Annotated in this window: 16 protein-coding genes; all 16 read left to right on the top strand. The window is 76.3% G+C overall.

The genetic code is table 11. The features are described from left to right. The 16 genes from RVR_RS07440 (at position 1) to RVR_RS07365 (ending at position 17270) form a co-directional block, all read left to right on the top strand. The gene (locus RVR_RS07440; RefSeq protein WP_202233093.1) at positions 1-891 is read left to right on the top strand and encodes a hypothetical protein; all 891 of its coding nucleotides are present in this window, start codon (positions 1-3) and stop codon (positions 889-891) included. Then, the gene (locus RVR_RS07435; protein WP_202233092.1) at positions 888-1844 is read left to right on the top strand and encodes a 3-oxoacyl-[acyl-carrier-protein] synthase III C-terminal domain-containing protein; all 957 of its coding nucleotides are present in this window, start codon (positions 888-890) and stop codon (positions 1842-1844) included. Before RVR_RS07440 ends, RVR_RS07435 begins: the two co-directional genes overlap by 4 nt. Continuing rightward, complete coding sequence (locus RVR_RS07430; RefSeq protein WP_202233091.1) at positions 1844-2437, top strand: acyl-CoA dehydrogenase family protein; 594 nt, start codon at positions 1844-1846, stop codon at positions 2435-2437. The genes RVR_RS07435 and RVR_RS07430 overlap by 1 nt, the downstream gene beginning before the upstream one ends. After that, positions 2434-3570: an acyl-CoA dehydrogenase family protein gene (locus RVR_RS07425; RefSeq protein ID WP_202233090.1), complete on the top strand. Its 1137-nt coding sequence runs from the start codon at positions 2434-2436 to the stop codon at positions 3568-3570. The genes RVR_RS07430 and RVR_RS07425 overlap by 4 nt, the downstream gene beginning before the upstream one ends. Then, positions 3563-4399 carry a hypothetical protein gene (locus RVR_RS07420; protein ID WP_202233089.1) on the top strand — a complete coding sequence of 279 codons (837 nt, stop codon included), beginning with the start codon at positions 3563-3565 and terminating at the stop codon, positions 4397-4399. The genes RVR_RS07425 and RVR_RS07420 overlap by 8 nt, the downstream gene beginning before the upstream one ends. Further along, complete coding sequence (locus tag RVR_RS07415; protein WP_202233088.1) at positions 4396-5811, top strand: MATE family efflux transporter; 1416 nt, start codon at positions 4396-4398, stop codon at positions 5809-5811. The genes RVR_RS07420 and RVR_RS07415 overlap by 4 nt, the downstream gene beginning before the upstream one ends. Beyond that, complete coding sequence (locus RVR_RS07410; RefSeq protein WP_202233087.1) at positions 5808-6332, top strand: hypothetical protein; 525 nt, start codon at positions 5808-5810, stop codon at positions 6330-6332. The genes RVR_RS07415 and RVR_RS07410 overlap by 4 nt, the downstream gene beginning before the upstream one ends. Next, entirely contained in the window at positions 6329-6802 is a 474-nt protein-coding gene (locus RVR_RS07405; protein WP_202233086.1) for a GNAT family N-acetyltransferase, read from the top strand. The genes RVR_RS07410 and RVR_RS07405 overlap by 4 nt, the downstream gene beginning before the upstream one ends. After that, positions 6795-7235: a hypothetical protein gene (locus RVR_RS07400; RefSeq protein WP_202233085.1), complete on the top strand. Its 441-nt coding sequence runs from the start codon at positions 6795-6797 to the stop codon at positions 7233-7235. The genes RVR_RS07405 and RVR_RS07400 overlap by 8 nt, the downstream gene beginning before the upstream one ends. Next, positions 7232-7813, top strand: coding sequence for a GNAT family N-acetyltransferase (locus tag RVR_RS07395; RefSeq protein ID WP_202233084.1), 582 nt, complete (start codon positions 7232-7234; stop codon positions 7811-7813). The genes RVR_RS07400 and RVR_RS07395 overlap by 4 nt, the downstream gene beginning before the upstream one ends. Then, positions 7810-8601 carry a holo-ACP synthase gene (acpS, locus tag RVR_RS07390; protein WP_202233083.1) on the top strand — a complete coding sequence of 264 codons (792 nt, stop codon included), beginning with the start codon at positions 7810-7812 and terminating at the stop codon, positions 8599-8601. The genes RVR_RS07395 and acpS overlap by 4 nt, the downstream gene beginning before the upstream one ends. 7 nt (positions 8602-8608) lie before the next feature. Next, positions 8609-9808, top strand: coding sequence for a beta-ketoacyl-[acyl-carrier-protein] synthase family protein (locus RVR_RS07385; protein WP_202233082.1), 1200 nt, complete (start codon positions 8609-8611; stop codon positions 9806-9808). After that, on the top strand, positions 9805-10851 hold the full coding sequence (locus RVR_RS07380) for a beta-ketoacyl synthase N-terminal-like domain-containing protein (protein WP_202233081.1): 1047 nt from the start codon (positions 9805-9807) through the stop codon (positions 10849-10851). Before RVR_RS07385 ends, RVR_RS07380 begins: the two co-directional genes overlap by 4 nt. 215 nt (positions 10852-11066) lie before the next feature. Further along, positions 11067-12620 (top strand): amino acid adenylation domain-containing protein, encoded by a 1554-nt coding sequence (locus RVR_RS07375; RefSeq protein ID WP_202233080.1) that lies wholly within the window; start codon positions 11067-11069, stop codon positions 12618-12620. Then, positions 12617-16033, top strand: a complete 3417-nt coding sequence (locus RVR_RS07370) for a S41 family peptidase (RefSeq protein ID WP_202233079.1) — start codon at positions 12617-12619, stop codon at positions 16031-16033. The genes RVR_RS07375 and RVR_RS07370 overlap by 4 nt, the downstream gene beginning before the upstream one ends. Further along, complete coding sequence (locus RVR_RS07365; RefSeq protein WP_202233078.1) at positions 16026-17270, top strand: NAD(P)/FAD-dependent oxidoreductase; 1245 nt, start codon at positions 16026-16028, stop codon at positions 17268-17270. Before RVR_RS07370 ends, RVR_RS07365 begins: the two co-directional genes overlap by 8 nt. The last annotated feature ends 91 nt before the right edge of the window (positions 17271-17361 follow it).

Genomic DNA, 17361 nt, shown 5'->3' with positions numbered 1-17361 from the left:
ATGGCCCCGCTGAAGACGCTGACGCGCCCGGACACGCGCGGCACCGCGCCGCAGCCGGCCGGGGTCCGGCTGTCCGGTGTCGTCCACGAGGTGTTCCGGGAGCGGTCCCAACCGCTGATCGGCGGGGACGTCAGGCTGGCCCAGGACATGCTGCGGGCCTACGGCAGGGCCGACGAGTTCGCGTCGTTCCTGGCCCGCACCGGCAACAGCTTCATCGCCATGAGCGACCGGCTGCTGACCCGGCTGCCCGAACCGCTGCCCGAGCTCGACGCGGTGCTGCTGGCCTACCAGTCGCCCGACCTCTACTACTCGGACGTGGCCGGCTGCTACCTGGCCCAGCTCCCCGGCGCTCCGGTGCCCTGCTCGGTCGCCGAACAGGGTCCGGGCGCCCCCTTCACCGCCCTGCGGATCGCCGACGGCATGGCCCGGCTCGGCGAACTGCGGCACGGCGCGCTGTTCGTCTACGACCAGAACGCGGCGGTGTGGGAGGCGAACGAGGAGGTGCAGCGTCGCCCGGACGCGGCGGTGCTGCTCGCGCTCGACGGCGACGGCGACGGCGACGTGCTCGTGACGGCACTGGACGAGGTCCGCACCCGGGAGGAGGACGACCCCACCCCCGCCGAGGCGCTGGAGCAGGCCGTGGCCGCGCACGGCGGGCCGGCCGTCCTGATCGGCCCCTCGCTGGCCGCCGCGGTGGCGGGCAGCCCGGTCGCCGACCGGGTCACGGCGGCCCCCGACGAGGCGTGCTGCACCGGCGTGTGGGCCGAGCTCGGCCGGCGGCTGCCGCTCACCGAGCCGCTGCTGCTCGCCGACCACGACAGTGCCGCCGGCCGCTTCCACAGTTGCCTGCTGGTGCCCGCCGGCGCACCGGAGGAGGACCGACTGCCATGACCACCGGCCTGTCCGGCATCGCGGTCCGGCTGCCCGGCCGCACCGAGCCGGTCGACGACGTGCTGGTCCGGCTGGACCGCGGCACCACCGAACGCAAGATGTTCCGCAAGGTGTACGGCCTGGGCGACAGCCCCGTGCTGGCCCCCGGCGAGCGCACCGAGGACCTGCTGGCCGCGGCCGGCCGGGCCGCGCTCGCCGGCCGCGGCGCCGACCTGGTGCTGTACGGGCACACCCTGCTCACCCAGGAGCTCGGCTACCGCGGCGGGTTCCCCGACCGGCTGCGGCAGGCCCTGGGCCTGCCCGGCGCCCGCTTCTACGGCCTGTCGCACATCAACTGCACCTCGGTACTGCGGGCCGTGGAGCTGGGGCGGGCGTTCCTCGGCCGGCCCGGCGCCGGCCCGGACGAGCGGGTGCTGGTGCTGGGCGGCGACCACGGGAGCATCAACGACCGCTCGCGGTTCGTGCCCGGCATGACGGTCGGCGGCGACGGCGTGGTGGCGTTCGTGCTCCAGCACACCGGGCCGGACCGGCCCGCCCGCTACCGCTACCTCGGCGGCGCGGCCGGCCGGGACGCCCGCTTCCACAGCAACCTGCGGATGACCCCCGAGGAGTTCGCGCTGTTCGGCAAGGTCTGCGCCGAGCAGGCGGTGGTCACCGTGCGCGACGCGGCCCGGCGGTCCGGGCTGGAGCTGGGTGACATCGACTGGGTGATGCCGCACCTGTCCAACCGGATGTTCTGGCGCACCTTCAGCAGCGCCTCGGGCATCCCCCGGGAGCGGATCTGCCTGGATCTGATCCCCGTCCAGGGCCACAACTTCGGGGCGGACGCCGTCATGGCCTTGGACCACGCCGACCGGCAGGGCAGGCTGCGTCCCGGTGACCGCTGCGCCCTGGTCTCACTCGGACAGGGCGCCTACTTCCAGGCGTTCGTCGTCGAAGTCGCGGAGGACTGATGAGCACGTTGTTGCAGGAATGCGAGAGCACCGCGCGGCACGAAGGGCTCGCCGCCGGTCTGGAGGCCGCCCTGTCCGGGGTGGACGTGACCGCGACCGCGCCCGGCCGCCACGCCGCCGTCAGCGCCCGGCGGGCGCCGGCGGGCGCGGCGGTGCGCACCCACGACCTGGCCGACCGGGAGGGCGTCGTGTTCGTGGCGTGCGCCGGGCAGGGCGCCGGCGGGCCGCGGGTGACCGAGGTCGGCCGCCGGCTGGCCGCGGTCCGGCTCGGCCTGGTCCGCAGGCTGCTGGACCTGGCCGTCGAGGAGCTGTCGGCCCGGACCGGCGGCGGCGAGCCGCTGCTGCGCAAGCAGATGGTGACCGGCGCGGTGGCCGACGCCATCGCCGAGATCGAGCTGCTGCGGGCGTACACCGAGAGCCGGCAGGACCCGGCCGCCGTGGACGACCTGCACCGGCGCCTGGACGCCCTGGGCTGGGAGGTGGCCAGGCTCTTCGGCGCCATGGGCTACATCGCCGACCACCCGGCGCGGGCGCTGTACGTATCCGCCCTGGTGGCGAACACCTGGGCCGCGGGCGAGGGAGCGGGAGAATGATCGAGTTCGGCACCAGACTGCACGCGATCCGGGACGCCGCCCGGGAGGCGGCCGAGGACCTGCGGGCCCGGGCCCTGTCGGTGGACGCGGACCCGGACGCGATGGAAGCGCACTTCGACTCGCCGACCTTCGCGCTGATGCGCCGGGCCGGCACCCCCGAGCCCTACCGCGAGACGGTGCCCGGGCTCGGCGACGGCCTGCTGGACGAGGACTCCTGCCTGGAGAACGTGGTGGGCACGCTGGAACTCGCCCGCGGCGACGCCGGCATGATCCTGGCCTGCCCCGGCCCGGCGCTGGCCGGTGTCGTGGTCCGGATGCTCGGCGACGAGCAGCAGCAGGAGCGGTTCTTCACCAAGCTGCACGGCGGCCGCACCCACACCTTCTTCGCCATGACCGAGCCCGGCCGCGGCAACGACGCGACCGCCATGGAGACCCGGCTGGAGCGCGACGGCGACGGATGGCGGCTGTACGGGCACAAGCGCTACATCGGCAACGGCGCCCGCGGCGGGATCGGCGTGGTCTTCGCCCGCACCGGGCCCTCGGCGCTGTCGATCCGCGCCGCCCTGGTGGAGCCGGGCGGTCCCGGCTGGCAGGGCGAGCGGCTCGACATGGTCGGGCTGCGCGGCGCCTACCTGAGCGAACTGCGCTTCGACGGCGTGCCGGTGGCCGGGGACATGCTGCTGGGCCGGCACCTGCCGGTCACCCGGCGCGGCATGTGGGGCGCCATCAAGACCTTCCACAACATGCGCATCCAGGTGGCCGCGGCCGCGGTCGGCACCGCGCTGGCCATGACCGAGTACGTCGTCGAGCACCGCAAGAACGCGCCCGGCGCGCAGGTGGCGCTGCACCGCACCGAGGCGGCCAGGGAACTGGTCTACGAGGCCGCAGCCCGCATCGACCGCGACCCCGAGCGCGGCTACCTGTCCAACGTGGCCAAGCTGGCCGCCACCCGGATGGCCGTCGAGATCTCCCACTGGGCCTGCGCCTCGCTCGGCCCGGCCGGGCTGCTGGAGCACCCGCTGCTGGAGAAGTGGAGCCGCGACGTGTGCGCCTTCGAGTTCATGGAGGGCACCGGCAACATCCAGCGGCTGCACGTCGCCAAGGGATACCTGGCGGGAGACGCCGATGCCTGATCCGCGCCCCGCCGAGGCCCCCGCCCAGGGGGTCCCCGCCGGGCCCCCCGCCGGCGGGTGCGCCACCCTCCCGCTGTCCGTCACCGCCCTGGCGGTGTCGGTGCAGGAACAGCCGTGCTACCGGCCGGTGAGCGGGCTGGCCGACACCGACGACCTGCTGCCGCTGGTGCAGGCGGTCGCGGAGCTGAAGGGCATACCGGCGCACCGCCTGGAGATGCTCACCGACCCCGGCGACGGCAAGGACGTCAGCACCCTCGCGCTGGCCGCCCTCGGCGCGCCGCCCGAGCCCCAACCGCTGTTCTACGTACGCTCCGGGCCGCTGCCCGACCCCTACGTCGCCACGCTGGCCCGGCTGGTGCACGAGGCCGGATGGGCCGGCCCCGACACCGGCGTCACCCACCTCGACGAGCTCGGCGGCACCCTCGTGTTCGACCTGCTCGCCTGGGCCGCCGACCCCGTCGCCGGCGCCACCGCGCTGATCTGCGACGAGGAGATGTTCGCCGACGCCAGGACCGGCCTGGAACCGGCGACGGCGGTCGCCCTGCGGGTGCGGCGCGGCCCCGGCCCGCTGGAGGTGCTCGCGCTCGGCGAGGGGGCGCCCGGCCCGCACGCGCTGGCCGCCGACCACCGCTTCGGCGGCCCCCGCGCCTGCGACGGCTGGACGCGTCTGGGCGCGGCGCTGGACTCCGGGTCGATCGCCGCCGGCGAGCGGGTGCTGCTGCACACGCGCGGCCCGCACCGTGAGGGCTGGCTGCTGCTGCGCGCCGCCGACCCGGCCGCGCTGGAACGGGCCGGCGACGGCCCCGGACGAAGGAGCGCCGCCGCATGAGCGCCGTCCGCGACGACCGGCCGGGCGCGCCCCCGGCCGGCGACCGGCCCGGGCCGGCCCCGTCGGCCGCCGCCGAGGCCGTCTCCTACCGCCGCATCCTGCGCATCGCCCTGCCGATGGTGCTGTCCACGGCCACCGGCATCGGCTCGCAGCTCGTGGTGACCGGCCTGATCGGGCGGATCGGCAGCGACGCGCTGTACGTCCGCTCGGTGTACACGCCGATCGCCTACCTGTTCCTCGCGGTCACCACGGGCCTGGGCGTCACCGTCCAGGTGTGCACCGCGCAGGCGGTCGGCCGCGGCACCCCCGCCCTGGTCCGGCGCCACCTCGGCAGCATCGCCCGGGTGGGCACCGCCGTCCTGGTCGCCCTGGGCGGACTGCTGGTGCTGCTCGCCGGACCGCTCGGCGAGGCGGTGGAGATCGAGCCCGGCCGCAGCGGCACCTTCCACGTCTTCCTCGCCGCGATGGCCGGGGCCGCCGTCCTCGGGATGCTCGGCGAGCTGACCTCGTCGGTGCTGCGCGGCATGGGCAGGACCGGTACGGCCGCCGCCGTCACCGCCCTGTACGTGGCGCTCAACCTCGGCTCGATCGTGGTGGCCGGGCCGGTGCTCGGCGGCGGGCTCATGGTGGTGCCGTGCGCAGCGGGGGCGGCCGGCCTGGTGGAACTCCTCCTGGGCCTGGCGGTGCTGGCCCGCGCCGGGATCGTCGGCCGCGCAGCGGGGCGGGCCGGCTGGATGCCGGGCACGCCCGGCATCCTGCTGCGGGTGGGCCTGCCCGTCGGCGCCTCCTCGATCGTGCTGGCCGTGGTCAACCTGCTGCTGCTGCGGATCGTCGCGCCCTTCGGGCCGGACGTGGTGGCGGGCTTCACCGTCGGCTCCACCGTGCAGACCGCCGTCATCGTGCCGGCCGTCGGCTTCGGCTCGGCGGTCTCGGTGCTGATGAACCACCAGCTGTCCGGCGGCCGTCCGGCCGCGGCCCGGACCGTCTTCCGGCGCGGCCTGCTGCTGGCCGCCGCGGGATACGCCCTGGTCACCGTGGTGATGCTGGCCGCCGGCGGCCCGCTGGCGGGCCTGCTGTCCGGCGACCCGGCCGTCGCCCACCAGGCGCGGCACTTCCTCGCCGTCGTCGGACCGGTGTTCGGCTGCACCGGCGTGATGCTCTGCGTGCTCACCGTGATGGAACAGGTCGGCCGCGGCCTGCTCGCGGTGCTGCTCAACGCCGGCTACTTCGCGGCGGTACTGGTGATCGGCTGGTCGGTCGTCCACGCCCGGCACGACGTCACCGCCCTGTACTGGACCATGGCCGTCGCCGCCGCCGCCAGCCTGGTCACCGGGCTGCCGGCCGCGAGCCGGGCGGCCCTGCGGCCGCGCCTGGTGGCGCACGGCCCCGAGACCACCGAGGAGCCGACATGACGACCCGTCACGACACCGCCTCCCGCACCGCCGCGCCCCCCACCCGGTGGGCCGGGCACCGCGTCACCGCGGCCGACCACCCGGCGGTGTGGGAGCTGTTCACCGAACCGGAGTTCTTCTTCCGCACCGCCCAGCCCGAGACCCTCGCCCAGGCCGGCATCACCGCGCTGCTCGGCGACGAGACCCACCTGATCACCGCCGACGGCCGCCCGGCCGGCCTGTGGGCGGCCGAGCCGATGGGCGCCGAGCACGCCTGCCACCACCTGCTCGACCTGCGGCTGAGCGCCCGCCTGAGCGACGAGCAGTGGCAGTCGGCCTACCGCGAGGTGGTGGCCGCGCTGCGGCTGCGCACCGAGGTGGTGCGGCTGACCGTGCGCGCCGGCGACTTCGACGAGCGCTGGACCCGGGTGCTGCGCGGCCTGGGCCTGAACGACGAGGGCCTGCTCGACGGCGTCGTGCTGCGCGACGGCCGCCGCCGCGGCTACCACTACTTCTCGCAGCTGTGGAAGGACCGGCCATGAGACTGCGCGGCTACCGCGACACCGACCACGACCTGCTGCACGGCCACTGGACACCGGGCGAGCTGCTCGGCCTGCCCCTGCCCGGCCGGCCCGCCCTGGCCGTGCCCGCCGAGGTGCCCGCCCCCGGCGGGCCCGGGCAGGACGCCGACGAGCGGCTGTGCGTCGCCGACGGCGTCGGCGTCGTCCGCTTCACCGCGATCGACTGGATCGCCCGCCGCGCCCGGCTGGAGACCGGGCTGCTCCCGGACGCGGCCCCCCGCGCCAAGGAGGTGCTGGCCCTGGCCGTCACCCACGCCTTCGACGTCCTCGGACTGCGCCGCGTGCACGGGGCGTTCACCCCGCTGCCGGGCACCGACCCCGAACCGCTCGCGGCGGCCGGCTTCGTCCGCGAGGCGAGGTGGCCGCAGGCGCTGTGGCACGAGGGCCGCGCCGTGGACCGCGAGATCTGGGCGGTGCTGCGCGATGCCTGACACCGCGATCACGCCGCTCGCCCCCGCCGAGGCGGCGGTCCGGCTGCGGGCCGCCGGTGTCCGCGGCTTCCTCGGCCTGGACCCGGTCACGCAGAACGACGCGCTGATCGGCCGCCTGCTCGCCCGGCACCGCGCCACCGTCTACGCCTGCGGGGACACCCTGCTCGGTGCCCGGCCCAACCCGGACAACCCGCGCCAGGCCGAGATCGCCACCACCGGCGCCGACCCGGCCCCCGTGCTGGCCCTGGCGGAGTTCCTGCGGGTCTACCGCCGGCACCTGTCCCTGGTCGCGGTCACCGGCACCGCCGAGCCCGCCCGCGAGGCCCTCGCCTCGTCCGGTTTCGCCGAGACCGGCCGGCTGCGCGACCACTGGTACCGCTCCGGCGACTACCACGACGCCCTCGTCCACCACCTACGGCTGGAACCGCAGTGAAGATCATCATCCGGCACTTCCAGGAACAGGACGTCCCGCTGCGCACCGCCCTGCTGCGCGAGGACAGCTTCCAGGCCAACCTCACCGACTTCGCCGTCACCACCGGCGACGACGCCCTCGACCGGGGCCAGTTGCGCACGATCGCCGAGGAGCAGCACACCAAGCGCATCTTCACCGCGTGCCGCCCCGGCGGCCAGGTGATCGGCTTCCTGTGGATCACCGACGTGGACTGGCGCAGCCAGAGCTGCGAGCTGTCCTTCGCGATGCTGCCGCGCTACCGCGGCGGGTTCGGCCCGCCGACCATCAACGCCGCCCGCGCCTACCTGTACGACGAGCTGAACATGGAGGTCGTCGTGGACCAGGTGCTGGAGCACAACACGATGCTCCACTCCCGCGACGAGCTGAGCGAACTCAGCCGGATGCGCTGCCCGTACGACTCCTACACCGTCGGCACCTGGCGCACCGCACGCTACTGGACCCGGCGCCGGGACGAGTTCCGCGCCTGGCGTGCCGGGGAGGACCGCCGCCGGACCGAGTTGGGCGCCCGTATCCGGGCCGCGGTGCGGGAGGAGGCATGAGGATCGGTGTGGACCTGATGTCGGTGTCCCGGTTCTCCCGGGTGGCGCACCACCACCGCTACCCGCGCGTGCTGTTCACCGAGAACGAGCTCGCCGGCGCCCGCGACCTCGGCCGCGAGCGCTACGAGGAATGGCTGGCCGGACGCTTCTGCGTCAAGGAGGCCACCTGCAAGCTGCTCGGCCGCGGCTTCGGCCAGGGCCTGAACTGGCGGGACATCGAGGTGGCCAGCGACCGCTTCGGCGCCCCCGCGGTCGTCCTGCACCGCGGCGCCCGGCAACTGGCCGAGGAGCGCGGGGTGGGCGACATCGTCATCTCGCTCACCCACCAGGCCGGCCTGGTGGTCGCCGTGGCCGCCGCCGACACCCGTGCCCCGGCGCCGCCCGCACCCCGGCAGGCCCCCGGCCGGGCCGTGGCCGATGCCCCGGCCCAGCCGCCCCGTACGACCCCGACCGGCCACCACCCCACCACCCGGACCGCCCGGGTCGAAGTCCGCGAGAAAGAGGAGTGCGTCATGGAACAGACCGCCACCGCCACCGGCACCGCCACCGAGGAACTGCGGCTCGACGAGATCGCCGCGATGGCCGCCGACCTGTTCTCCGTCACCGCCGAGGAGGTCGCCGCCGCCGAGTCCTTCGTGGACGACCTGGGCACCGACTCGCTGCTGGCGATCGAACTGCTCACCCACCTGGAGAAGCGCTACGACATCCGCATCGCCGAGTCCGAGTCCAGCCGGATGACCACGCTGCGCGACACCTACGAGGTCGTCGCGCAGGCAGCGGGCTGGTGAGCGGGCCGTGAACCGCCGCGTCGTCGTCACGGGCATCGGACCCATCTCCGAGATAGGGGTGGGCGTCACCTCCTTCACCCAGGGGCTGCGCGACGGCCGCTCCGGAGTGGGGCCCATCACCTCGTTCGACACCACCGGCTTCGAGCGCGTGGTCGCCGGTGAGGTGCGCGACTTCCGGCCGCAGGACATCCTGCGCCGGCTGTCGCCGGACGACTGGGGCCGCTCCTCGCTGTTCGCCGCCGCGGCGGCCCGGCTCGCGTTCCAGGACGCCGGGATCGACCCGGCCGGAACGCGCGCCGCGGCCGTCGTCGGCACCACCACCGGCGAGCTGCTGCCCCTGGTCGGCATCACCGAGACCTGGCAGCGCGACGGCCTCGGCGTGCCGGACCGGGCCGCGGCCGGGAAACTGCCCACCTCCCGGCTCGGCCTGGCGGTGGCCGCCGAACTCGGCCTGCGCGGCGAGGCGGTCACCCTCGGCACCGCGTGCGCCGCCGGCAACTACGCCCTCGGCCACGCCTACGACCTGATCACGCTCGGCGAGGCGGACGTCGCGGTGGCCGGCGGCGCCGACTCCGTCAACCGCTTCCTGCACGCCGGCTTCCACCGGCTGGGCGCGCTCACCACCGACCGGTGCAGCCCCTTCGACAAGGACCGCAGCGGCATCCTCACCGCCGAGGGCGGGGTGGCGCTGGTCCTGGAGTCGCTGGAGGGCGCCCGGGCCCGCGGCGCGCGGATCTACGCCGAGGTGCTCGGCTGGGCGATGACGTGCGACGCCCTCCACCCGGTCGCCCCCGACGCGGACAGCATCGCCCGCTGCATGCGCCTGGCGCACAAGCGCGCCGGGCTCAGCCCCGACCAGGTCGACTACATCTGCGCCCACGGCACCGGCACCCGCACCAACGACCAGGTCGAGAGCACCGCGGTGCGCACCGTCTTCGGCGACCGCCCGCCGCCGGTCAGCTCCATCAAGTCCATGCTCGGCCACACCATGGGCGCGGCCAGCGGCTTCGGCGCCGCGGCGTGCGCGCTCGGCATCCGCCACGGCTTCCTGCCGCCCACCGTCAACCACCGCACCCACGACCCCGCCTTCGCCGACCTCGACCCGGTGCCCAACCGGTCCCGGCCCGCCGAGGTGCGGGTCGCGCAGAACAACGGCTTCGCGTTCGGCGGCAACAACGCCATCGTCATGTTGGGGAGCGCACCGTGAACACCCTGGTCGTCACCGGAACCGGATACCTGGGCCCGAGCGGCCCCCAGCCCGTCGGCGAGGACCATCCCGGTCCGTCCGCCTTCACGGTCACCGGCTTCGACCCGGTCGCCGCGCTCGGCCGCCGCACCGTCCGCTACAACCACCGCAGCACCCTGCTGGCCATGGAGGCGTGCGGCGCCGCCCTGCGGGACGCCGGAGTCCGCGTCACCGAGGCCAACCAGGACGCGGTCGGGGTCACCCTCGGCACCTTCTGCGGCAGCGTCAGCGGCTCGGTCGTGTTCGGCGCGGAGACCTTCGCGCAGCCGCGCCCCTACAACGTCGACCCGGCGACCTTCCCCAACCTGGTGATCAACACCGCGGCCGGGGCGGTCGCCATCCGGCACGGGCTGCGCGGCGCCAACTCCACCGTCGCCGGCGGCCCGGTGGCCGGCGTGAACGCGCTGCGCACCGCCGAACTGACCCTGCGCGCCGGGCACGTGGACACCATGCTCGTCGGCGCGTCCGAGGAGTACGGGCGGCACGAGGCGTGGCTTGCGGCCGCGGTCCGCCCGCACGCGGTGCTCGGCGAGGCCGCGGCCGTCCTGGTGGTGGAGCGGGACGACGTGGCGGCGAGCGCCGGCCGCAGCGCCCTGTGCCGGGTCGCCGCCGTGGCCACCGCCACGCTCGACCCGGCCGCCCCGGACGAGTTGCGCGGGCTGCTGGCCGACGCGCTGGACCGCGCCGGCATCCCGCCCGGCCGGGTCCGCCGCATCTGCGTCCGGCACACCGGCGAGCCCCGGGTGGACGCGGCCGTCCGGGAAGCCGTCGCCGGACTGCTGCCGGTGCCACCGCTGTTCGACGAGGAGCGGATCGGCGACTGCTACACCGCGCACGCCGCCGTCCAGCTCGCCCGCACCGCGGCCGCCGCCCGCGCCGAGGACTGGGGACCGGACGACGCCGGCGTGGTCCTGGCCGTGGACCCCGACGGCCTGGCCGGCACCGCGGTGCTCACCGGCCCGCCCCCGCCCCCGCTCGCGGACCGCCCGACGGCGGCGGCGTAGGGCAGCGCCGCCCCCGGGGCCCGCCCGACCCTCGTCCCCCGCCCTTCGCCGCACGGCGGGAACGCCCGGCCCGACCCCGACCGACCCCGGCCCGGCCCCGACCCGCCCGCTTCCGCCGCCCTGCTCCCGTACCGCCCGCTTCCGCCGCCCGTATCCGCCGTCCGCACCGGACGTGCGTGCCACCGTCCATCGCCGCGTCCGACCGGAGGACCGTCATGACCCCACCCACCGACACCCTCGCCCCGGTGACCGCCGAGGGCTGCCTGCACGGCTGGTTCCTGCGCGGCGTGGCGCGGGACCCCGACGCCGAGGCACTGCGGATCGGCCCGCACGGGTACAGCTACCGGCGGCTGCACGAGCGGGCCCTCGCCCTGGCCGGGAGCCTGGTGCGCGCCTGCGGCGGCCGGCCGCGCCGGGTCGGCCTGCTGGCCGCCCGCAGCGAACTCGCCTACGCGGGGGTGCTCGCCGCCGGCTACGCCGGAGCCGCCGTGGTGCCGCTCAACCCCGACTTCCCCGCCGAGCGCAACCGCCGGATGATCGCCGCCGCCGGGCTGGACGCCGTGCTCGTCGACGCGTCCGGCCGCGCCCTGCTGCCCGAGCTCGCCGACGAACTCGGCGCCGCGGCCGTCATCGGCGACAGCGACAGCGGCGACGACGCCGACGGCGACGCCGCCCCCCTCGCCCGTCCGTTCACCCCCGCGCCGGACGACGTCGCCTACATCCTGTTCACCTCCGGCTCCACCGGCCGGCCCAAGGGCGTGCCGGTGCTGCACCGCAACGTCGACGCCTACCTGCGGCACGTGCACGACCGGTACGCCTTCACCGCGGACGACGTGTTCTCGCAGACCTTCGACCTCACCTTCGACCTGGCGATGTTCGACCTGTTCTGCGCGTGGGGGAGCGGCGGCACCCTGGTGACGGTGCCGCCGAAGGCGTTCATGGCGCTGCCGGACTTCGTCGCCCAGCACGGCATCACCGTCTGGTTCTCCTCGCCGAGCGTCATCTCGCTGGTGCGGAGGCTGCGCCGGCTCGTCCCCGGCGCCCTGTCCACGCTGCGGCTGAGCCTGTTCTGCGGGGAGCCGCTGCTGCGGTTCGACGCCGCCGACTGGCAGGCCGCGGCCCCGGACTCCCGGCTGGAGAACCTCTACGGGCCCACCGAGCTGACCATCTCGTGCAGCGCCCACCGCTGGGACGACCGCACCTCGCCCGACGCCTGCGTCAACGACGTGGTGCCGATCGGCACCCTGCACCCCGGCTCCCCGTGGGTGCTCGTCGGCCCCGACGGCCGCGCGGACCCCGAGAGCGGCGAACTGTGCGTGCGCGGGCCGCAGATGGTGCCCGGCTACCTCGACCCGGGCGACGACGAGGGCCGGTTCCTGCGGCTGGGCGGCGAACGCTGGTACCGCACCGGGGACCTGGCGCGGCTGCGGCCCGACGGCGAACTCGTCTACCTCGGGCGGCGCGACCACCAGGTGAAGATCCGCGGGGTCCGGGTGGAGCTCGCCGAGGTCGAGTGGGGGCTGCGCCGCTGCACCGGGGTGCAGGACGCGGTGGCCGTGGCGGTCGGCGACGAGCTGGTCGCCTTCTACCTGGGCCGGCGCCGCCCGCCCGCGGACCTGATCGACGAGCTGTCCGCGTTCTTCCCCCGCTACATGATCCCGCTCTCCTTCGTCCACCTGGAGGAGTTCCCCCTCAACGCCAACCGCAAGACGGACCGCGGCGCGCTGGCCGCCCGGGCCGCCCGGGCCCTTCCCGGGGGCGCCCGATGACGCCCCCGCCCCCGACCCCGCCCCCGGCACCCGGCCGGGGGCCCGTCCCCGCCGGGGGCGGCGGGCCCGACGGCGGCTACCTGCGGCAGCCCTCGCTCGCCGCCGGGCTGCTCGCGTTCGTCTGCGAGGACGACCTGTGGCTGGCGCCGCTGGACCGGCCGGTCGCCACCCGGGTGACGGCGGGGGCCGGCGAGTCCTGCCATCCGCGGCTGTCGCCCGACGGCCGGCTGCTCGCCTACACCGGCACCCAGGACGGCCCCGCGGAGGTGTACGTGCAGCCGGTCCCGGGCGGCCCGGCCCGCCGCCTGACGTTCCAGGCGGCCGACCGCTGCACCGTCCTGGGCTGGCACCCCCGCACCCGCGAGGTGCTCTACGCCTCCACGGCCGGGCAGCCCCGCGGCTTCGGCCAGCGGCTGTTCGCGGTGGACCCGGCCGGCGGCCTGCCGCGCCTGCTGCCGTACGGTCCGGCCACCGCCGTGGACGTGGCCGGCGACGGCCGCATGGTGCTGGGCCGCAACACCACCGACCCGGCCCGCTGGAAGCGCTACCGCGGCGGAACGGCCGGTGAGCTGTGGGTCGGTGACGAGCAGCAGGGCACCGTCTTCCGCCGCCTGCTGGACCTGCCGGGCACGCTCGCGTTCCCCTGCTGGGCCGCCGGCCGGGTCTGGTTCGTCTCCGACCACGAGGGCACCGGGAACGTCTACTCCTGCCGTCCGGACGGCACCGGCCTGACCCGGCACACCGACCACCGCGACCACTACGTCCGCGCGCTGTCCGGCGACGGCTCCCGGCTGGTCTACCAGTGCGGGGCCCGGCTGCACCTGCTGGACCCCGCCCAGGGGCGTGCGCGTCCGCTGGAGGTGGCGGCGCCGCTCACCCGGTCCCAGTGGGAGCGCCGGTTCGTGGACGCCGAGCAGTACCTCGACGGGCAGGGGCTGTCGGGCGACGGCTCCCGGCTGGCGATCACCTCGCGGGGACGGCTGTTCACCCTCGACCCCTGGCAGGGACCGGTCCGGGCGCACGGCGACCCGTGCGGCACCCGCTACCGGCTGCCGGTGTGGCTCGCCGACGGCACCCGGCTGGTGGCCGCGGCCGCGGACGGGCGGCCCGCGGAGCACCTGGCGCTGGTGGACACCGAACGTCCGGTGCCGCCCGCCGAGTTGCCCCTCCCCGACCTCGGCCGGGTCGGCGAGCTGGCCGCCTCCCCGGCCGGCGACTGGATCGCCCTGGCCACCAACCGCCACGAGCTGCACGTGCTGTGCCTTCCCCCCGCCTCGGACGCCTCCTTCCCGGACGTCCCCGCCTCGGACGTCCCCGCCTCGGACGTCCCCGCCTCGGGCGGCACGTCCGATGCGTCCGGCACCCCCGGCACCTCCCCCCTGCGGCACCTGCGGCTCGACCACAGCCCGCACGGCCCGATCACCGGGCTCGCCTGGTCGCCGGACGGGCGGCGGCTGGCGTACGCGTGGCCGTGCGGTCCGCACCGCTCGGAGATCCGGCTCGCGGACGTCGCCGACGGCGTGACCCGCGCCGTCACCGAGCCCGTACTGGGCGACCGGGCGCCCTCGTTCGACCCGGACGGCCGGTACCTGTACTTCATCGGGCAACGCGACCTGACCACCGTGCAGGACCGGATCGGCCTGGACTTCGGCCTCCCGCACGGCGGCCACCCCTACGCCGTCCCGCTGCTGCCCGCCACCGCGCTGCCCTGGACACCCGCGTACCGGACGCCGGCCCCGACCGCGGACCCCACCGCGGACCCCGTCGAGCCGGCCACCGAAGCCGCCGGCGACGACCCGCCCCCCACCGGGATCGACCTCGACGGCATCGCGCACCGAGCCGCCGCCCTGCCGGTGCCGCCGGGCGACTACCGGCAGGTGCTCGGCACGCACGGCGGCGTCCTGCTGCTGTCCGCGCCGCCGGAGCTGGTCGGCGACCCCTCCGGCACCGTCGAGGAGGACGCCGAGGAGCCGGCCGGCGTGGTGGACCACTACCAACTGGACGACGGGACCCTCACCCGCTACGTGGAGGGCGTCGACGCCGTCCACCTGGACGCCGCCGCGCGGACCCTGCTCGCCGAGGCCGGCGCCCGGCTGCGGGTGCTGCCCGCCCACCCCCGCGAGGGCGAGGAACCCCGGGACGCCGGCGGCGAGGTCGGCCGAGCCTCCGGCTGGGCCGACCTCGGCCGGGTGCGGGTACCGGTCCACCCGCGGGGCGAGTGGCGGCAGATGTTCCGCGAGGCGTGGCGGCTCCAGCGCGAGCACTTCTGGGACCCGGACATGGCCGGGCTCGACTGGGAGGCGGTCCACCGCCGGTACCTGCCGCTGCTCGACCTGGTCGGCAGCCGCGCCGAACTGTCCGACCTCGTCTGGGAGATGCAGGGCGAACTCGGCGCGTCGCACGCCTACGAGCTGGGCGGCGACCACCGGCGCCCGGAGCGCCACGCGCAGGGCTTCCTCGGCGCCGACCTGGCCCCCGGGCCCGGCGGCGTGCGGGTGGCCCGCATCCCGGCCGGCGACCCCTGGCACCCGCGGGCGTCGAGCCCGCTTCTCGACCCGGGCACCGGCATCCGCCCCGGCGACCTGATCACGGCCGTGGACGGCGTCCCGACCGGCCCGGCCGGCCCGGACGAACTGCTGGTCGGCCGGGCCGGGCAGGCCGTCGAACTCACCGTCCGCGCCGCCGCGGACCCGGACGCCCCGCCGCGCCGCGCCGCCGTGCGCACGCTGGCCGACGAGTCCGTGCTGCGCTACCGCGCCTGGGTGCGGGACAACCGCGCCTACGTGCACGCGGGCACCGCCGGCCGGGTCGGCTACCTGCACGTGCCGGACATGCTGGCCGGAGGCTGGGCGGAGTTCCTGCGCGGCTTCCTCGCCGAGCACGACCGGGAGGCGCTCGTCGTCGACGTCCGCTTCAACGGCGGCGGCTTCGTCTCCCCGCTGGTGCTGGAGCGGCTCGCCCGGCGCCGGCAGGGCTACGAGTTCGGCCGCTGGAACGGCGCCCTGCCCTACCCGGCCGAGGCCCCCCGCGGCCCGATGGTCGCACTGGTCAACGAGCACACCGGCTCCGACGGCGACATCTTCGCCCACGTCTTCCGGCAGATGGGCCTCGGCCCGCTGGTCGGCACCCGCACCTGGGGCGGCGTCATCGCCACCGAACCGCGCTTCCCGCTGGCCGACGGCACCATCACCACCCAGCCCGAGTACGTCTACCGCTTCGACCGGGTCGGCGGATCGCTGGAGAACAGCGGGGTGCGGCCGGACGTCCCGGTCGCCATCGCCCCGCACGACCACGCGCTCGGCCTGGACACCCAGCTCGCCCGCGCGGTCGAGGTGGCCCTCGACGAGCTGGCCGCCCGCCCCCCGCACACCCCGCTGCCCACGCAACCCCCAGGAGAGCGACGCCGTGTCTGAAGTCCCGTACGACGCGATCGTGGTCGGCGCGCGCTGCGCCGGCTCCGCGACCGCCCTGCTGCTCGCCCGCGCCGGCCACCGGGTGCTGATGGTGGACCGCGCCTCCTTCCCGAGCGACACCATGTCCACCCTCTACATCCAGCAGCGCGGTGTCGCGCACCTGCGCCGCTGGGGGCTGCTGGACCGGGTCGCGGCGCGGTGCCCGGCCCTGGACCGGGTCAGCTACACCATCGGCGCGGTCCGCCTGGAGGGCTGCTCGCGCCCGGTGGACGGGGTCGGCGCCGCCTACGCGCCGCGCCGCAGCACCCTGGACGCGCTGCTGGTCGAGGCCGCGGTCGCCGCGGGCGTCGAGTTCCGGCCGTCCTGCACCCTGGACGGCCTGCTGCGGGACGAGGACGACCGGGTCACCGGCGTCCGGCTGCGCAGCCGCGGCGTCCGCTGCGAGGAGCGCGCCCGCCTGGTGGTCGGCGCGGACGGCATGCGCTCCACCCTCGCGGAGCTGGCCGGCGCCCGCACCCTGATCGAGGACGAGCCCAAGACGTGCGTCTACTACGCCTTCTGGGACGGCGCGGCCGACCACTTCGAGCTGTACGAGGCCCAGGACCGCTGGATCGGCGCCGTGCCCACCGACGACGGGCAGACGCTGGTCCAGGCGTACTTCCCCCAGCACGAGTACGCGCGGGTGCGCACGGACGCGCAGGCGGCCTACCTGGAGGCGGTGCGCGCCACCGCGCCGGACCTGCACGCGCGGATGCTCGACGGCGGCTGCACCGAGCGGCTGCGCGGCACCGGCCACCAGCGCAACTTCTTCCGCGAGGCGGCCGGTCCCGGCTGGGCGCTGGTCGGCGACGCCGGCCACCACCGCGACTCCATCACCGCCCGCGGCATCACCCACGCGTTCCTCCAGGCCCAGATGCTGGCGGACCGGGTGGCGGGCACCACCGAGGACGCGCCCCGGCTGGACCTGGCGCTGCGCTCCTACGCCCGCGAGCGGTACGACGCGCTGATCGACGACTACCACGACACCCTGTCCACCGCCCGGCTGTCCGTGCCCGAGCACCGGGTGCGGATGATCGCGGAGGTCGCCCGCGACGCGGCCCGCACCGAGGACTTCTTCTCCGCCATGGGCGGCGCCCCCCGCCCCGCGACGGCGGACAGCGGCGCCCGCTCGGCGGCCGAGGCGGTCCGCTGGATGCGGGCCCAGCGGGCCCAGCGCGCCGCCGCGGTCAAGGGGTGACGCCGCCGGCCCGGCAGCCGGGGAGCTGCCGGGCCGGGCCGGGGGCAGGGTGGTCGCGGCGGGCGGCCCACCGCGGGTCGTCGTGGGCCGC

This window comes from Streptomyces sp. SN-593 (assembly GCF_016756395.1).
Lineage (GTDB): Bacteria > Actinomycetota > Actinomycetes > Streptomycetales > Streptomycetaceae > Actinacidiphila > Actinacidiphila reveromycinica.
The sequence above is the reverse complement of the archived record's forward strand: the minus strand, read 5'-3'. Positions and strand labels throughout refer to the sequence as shown.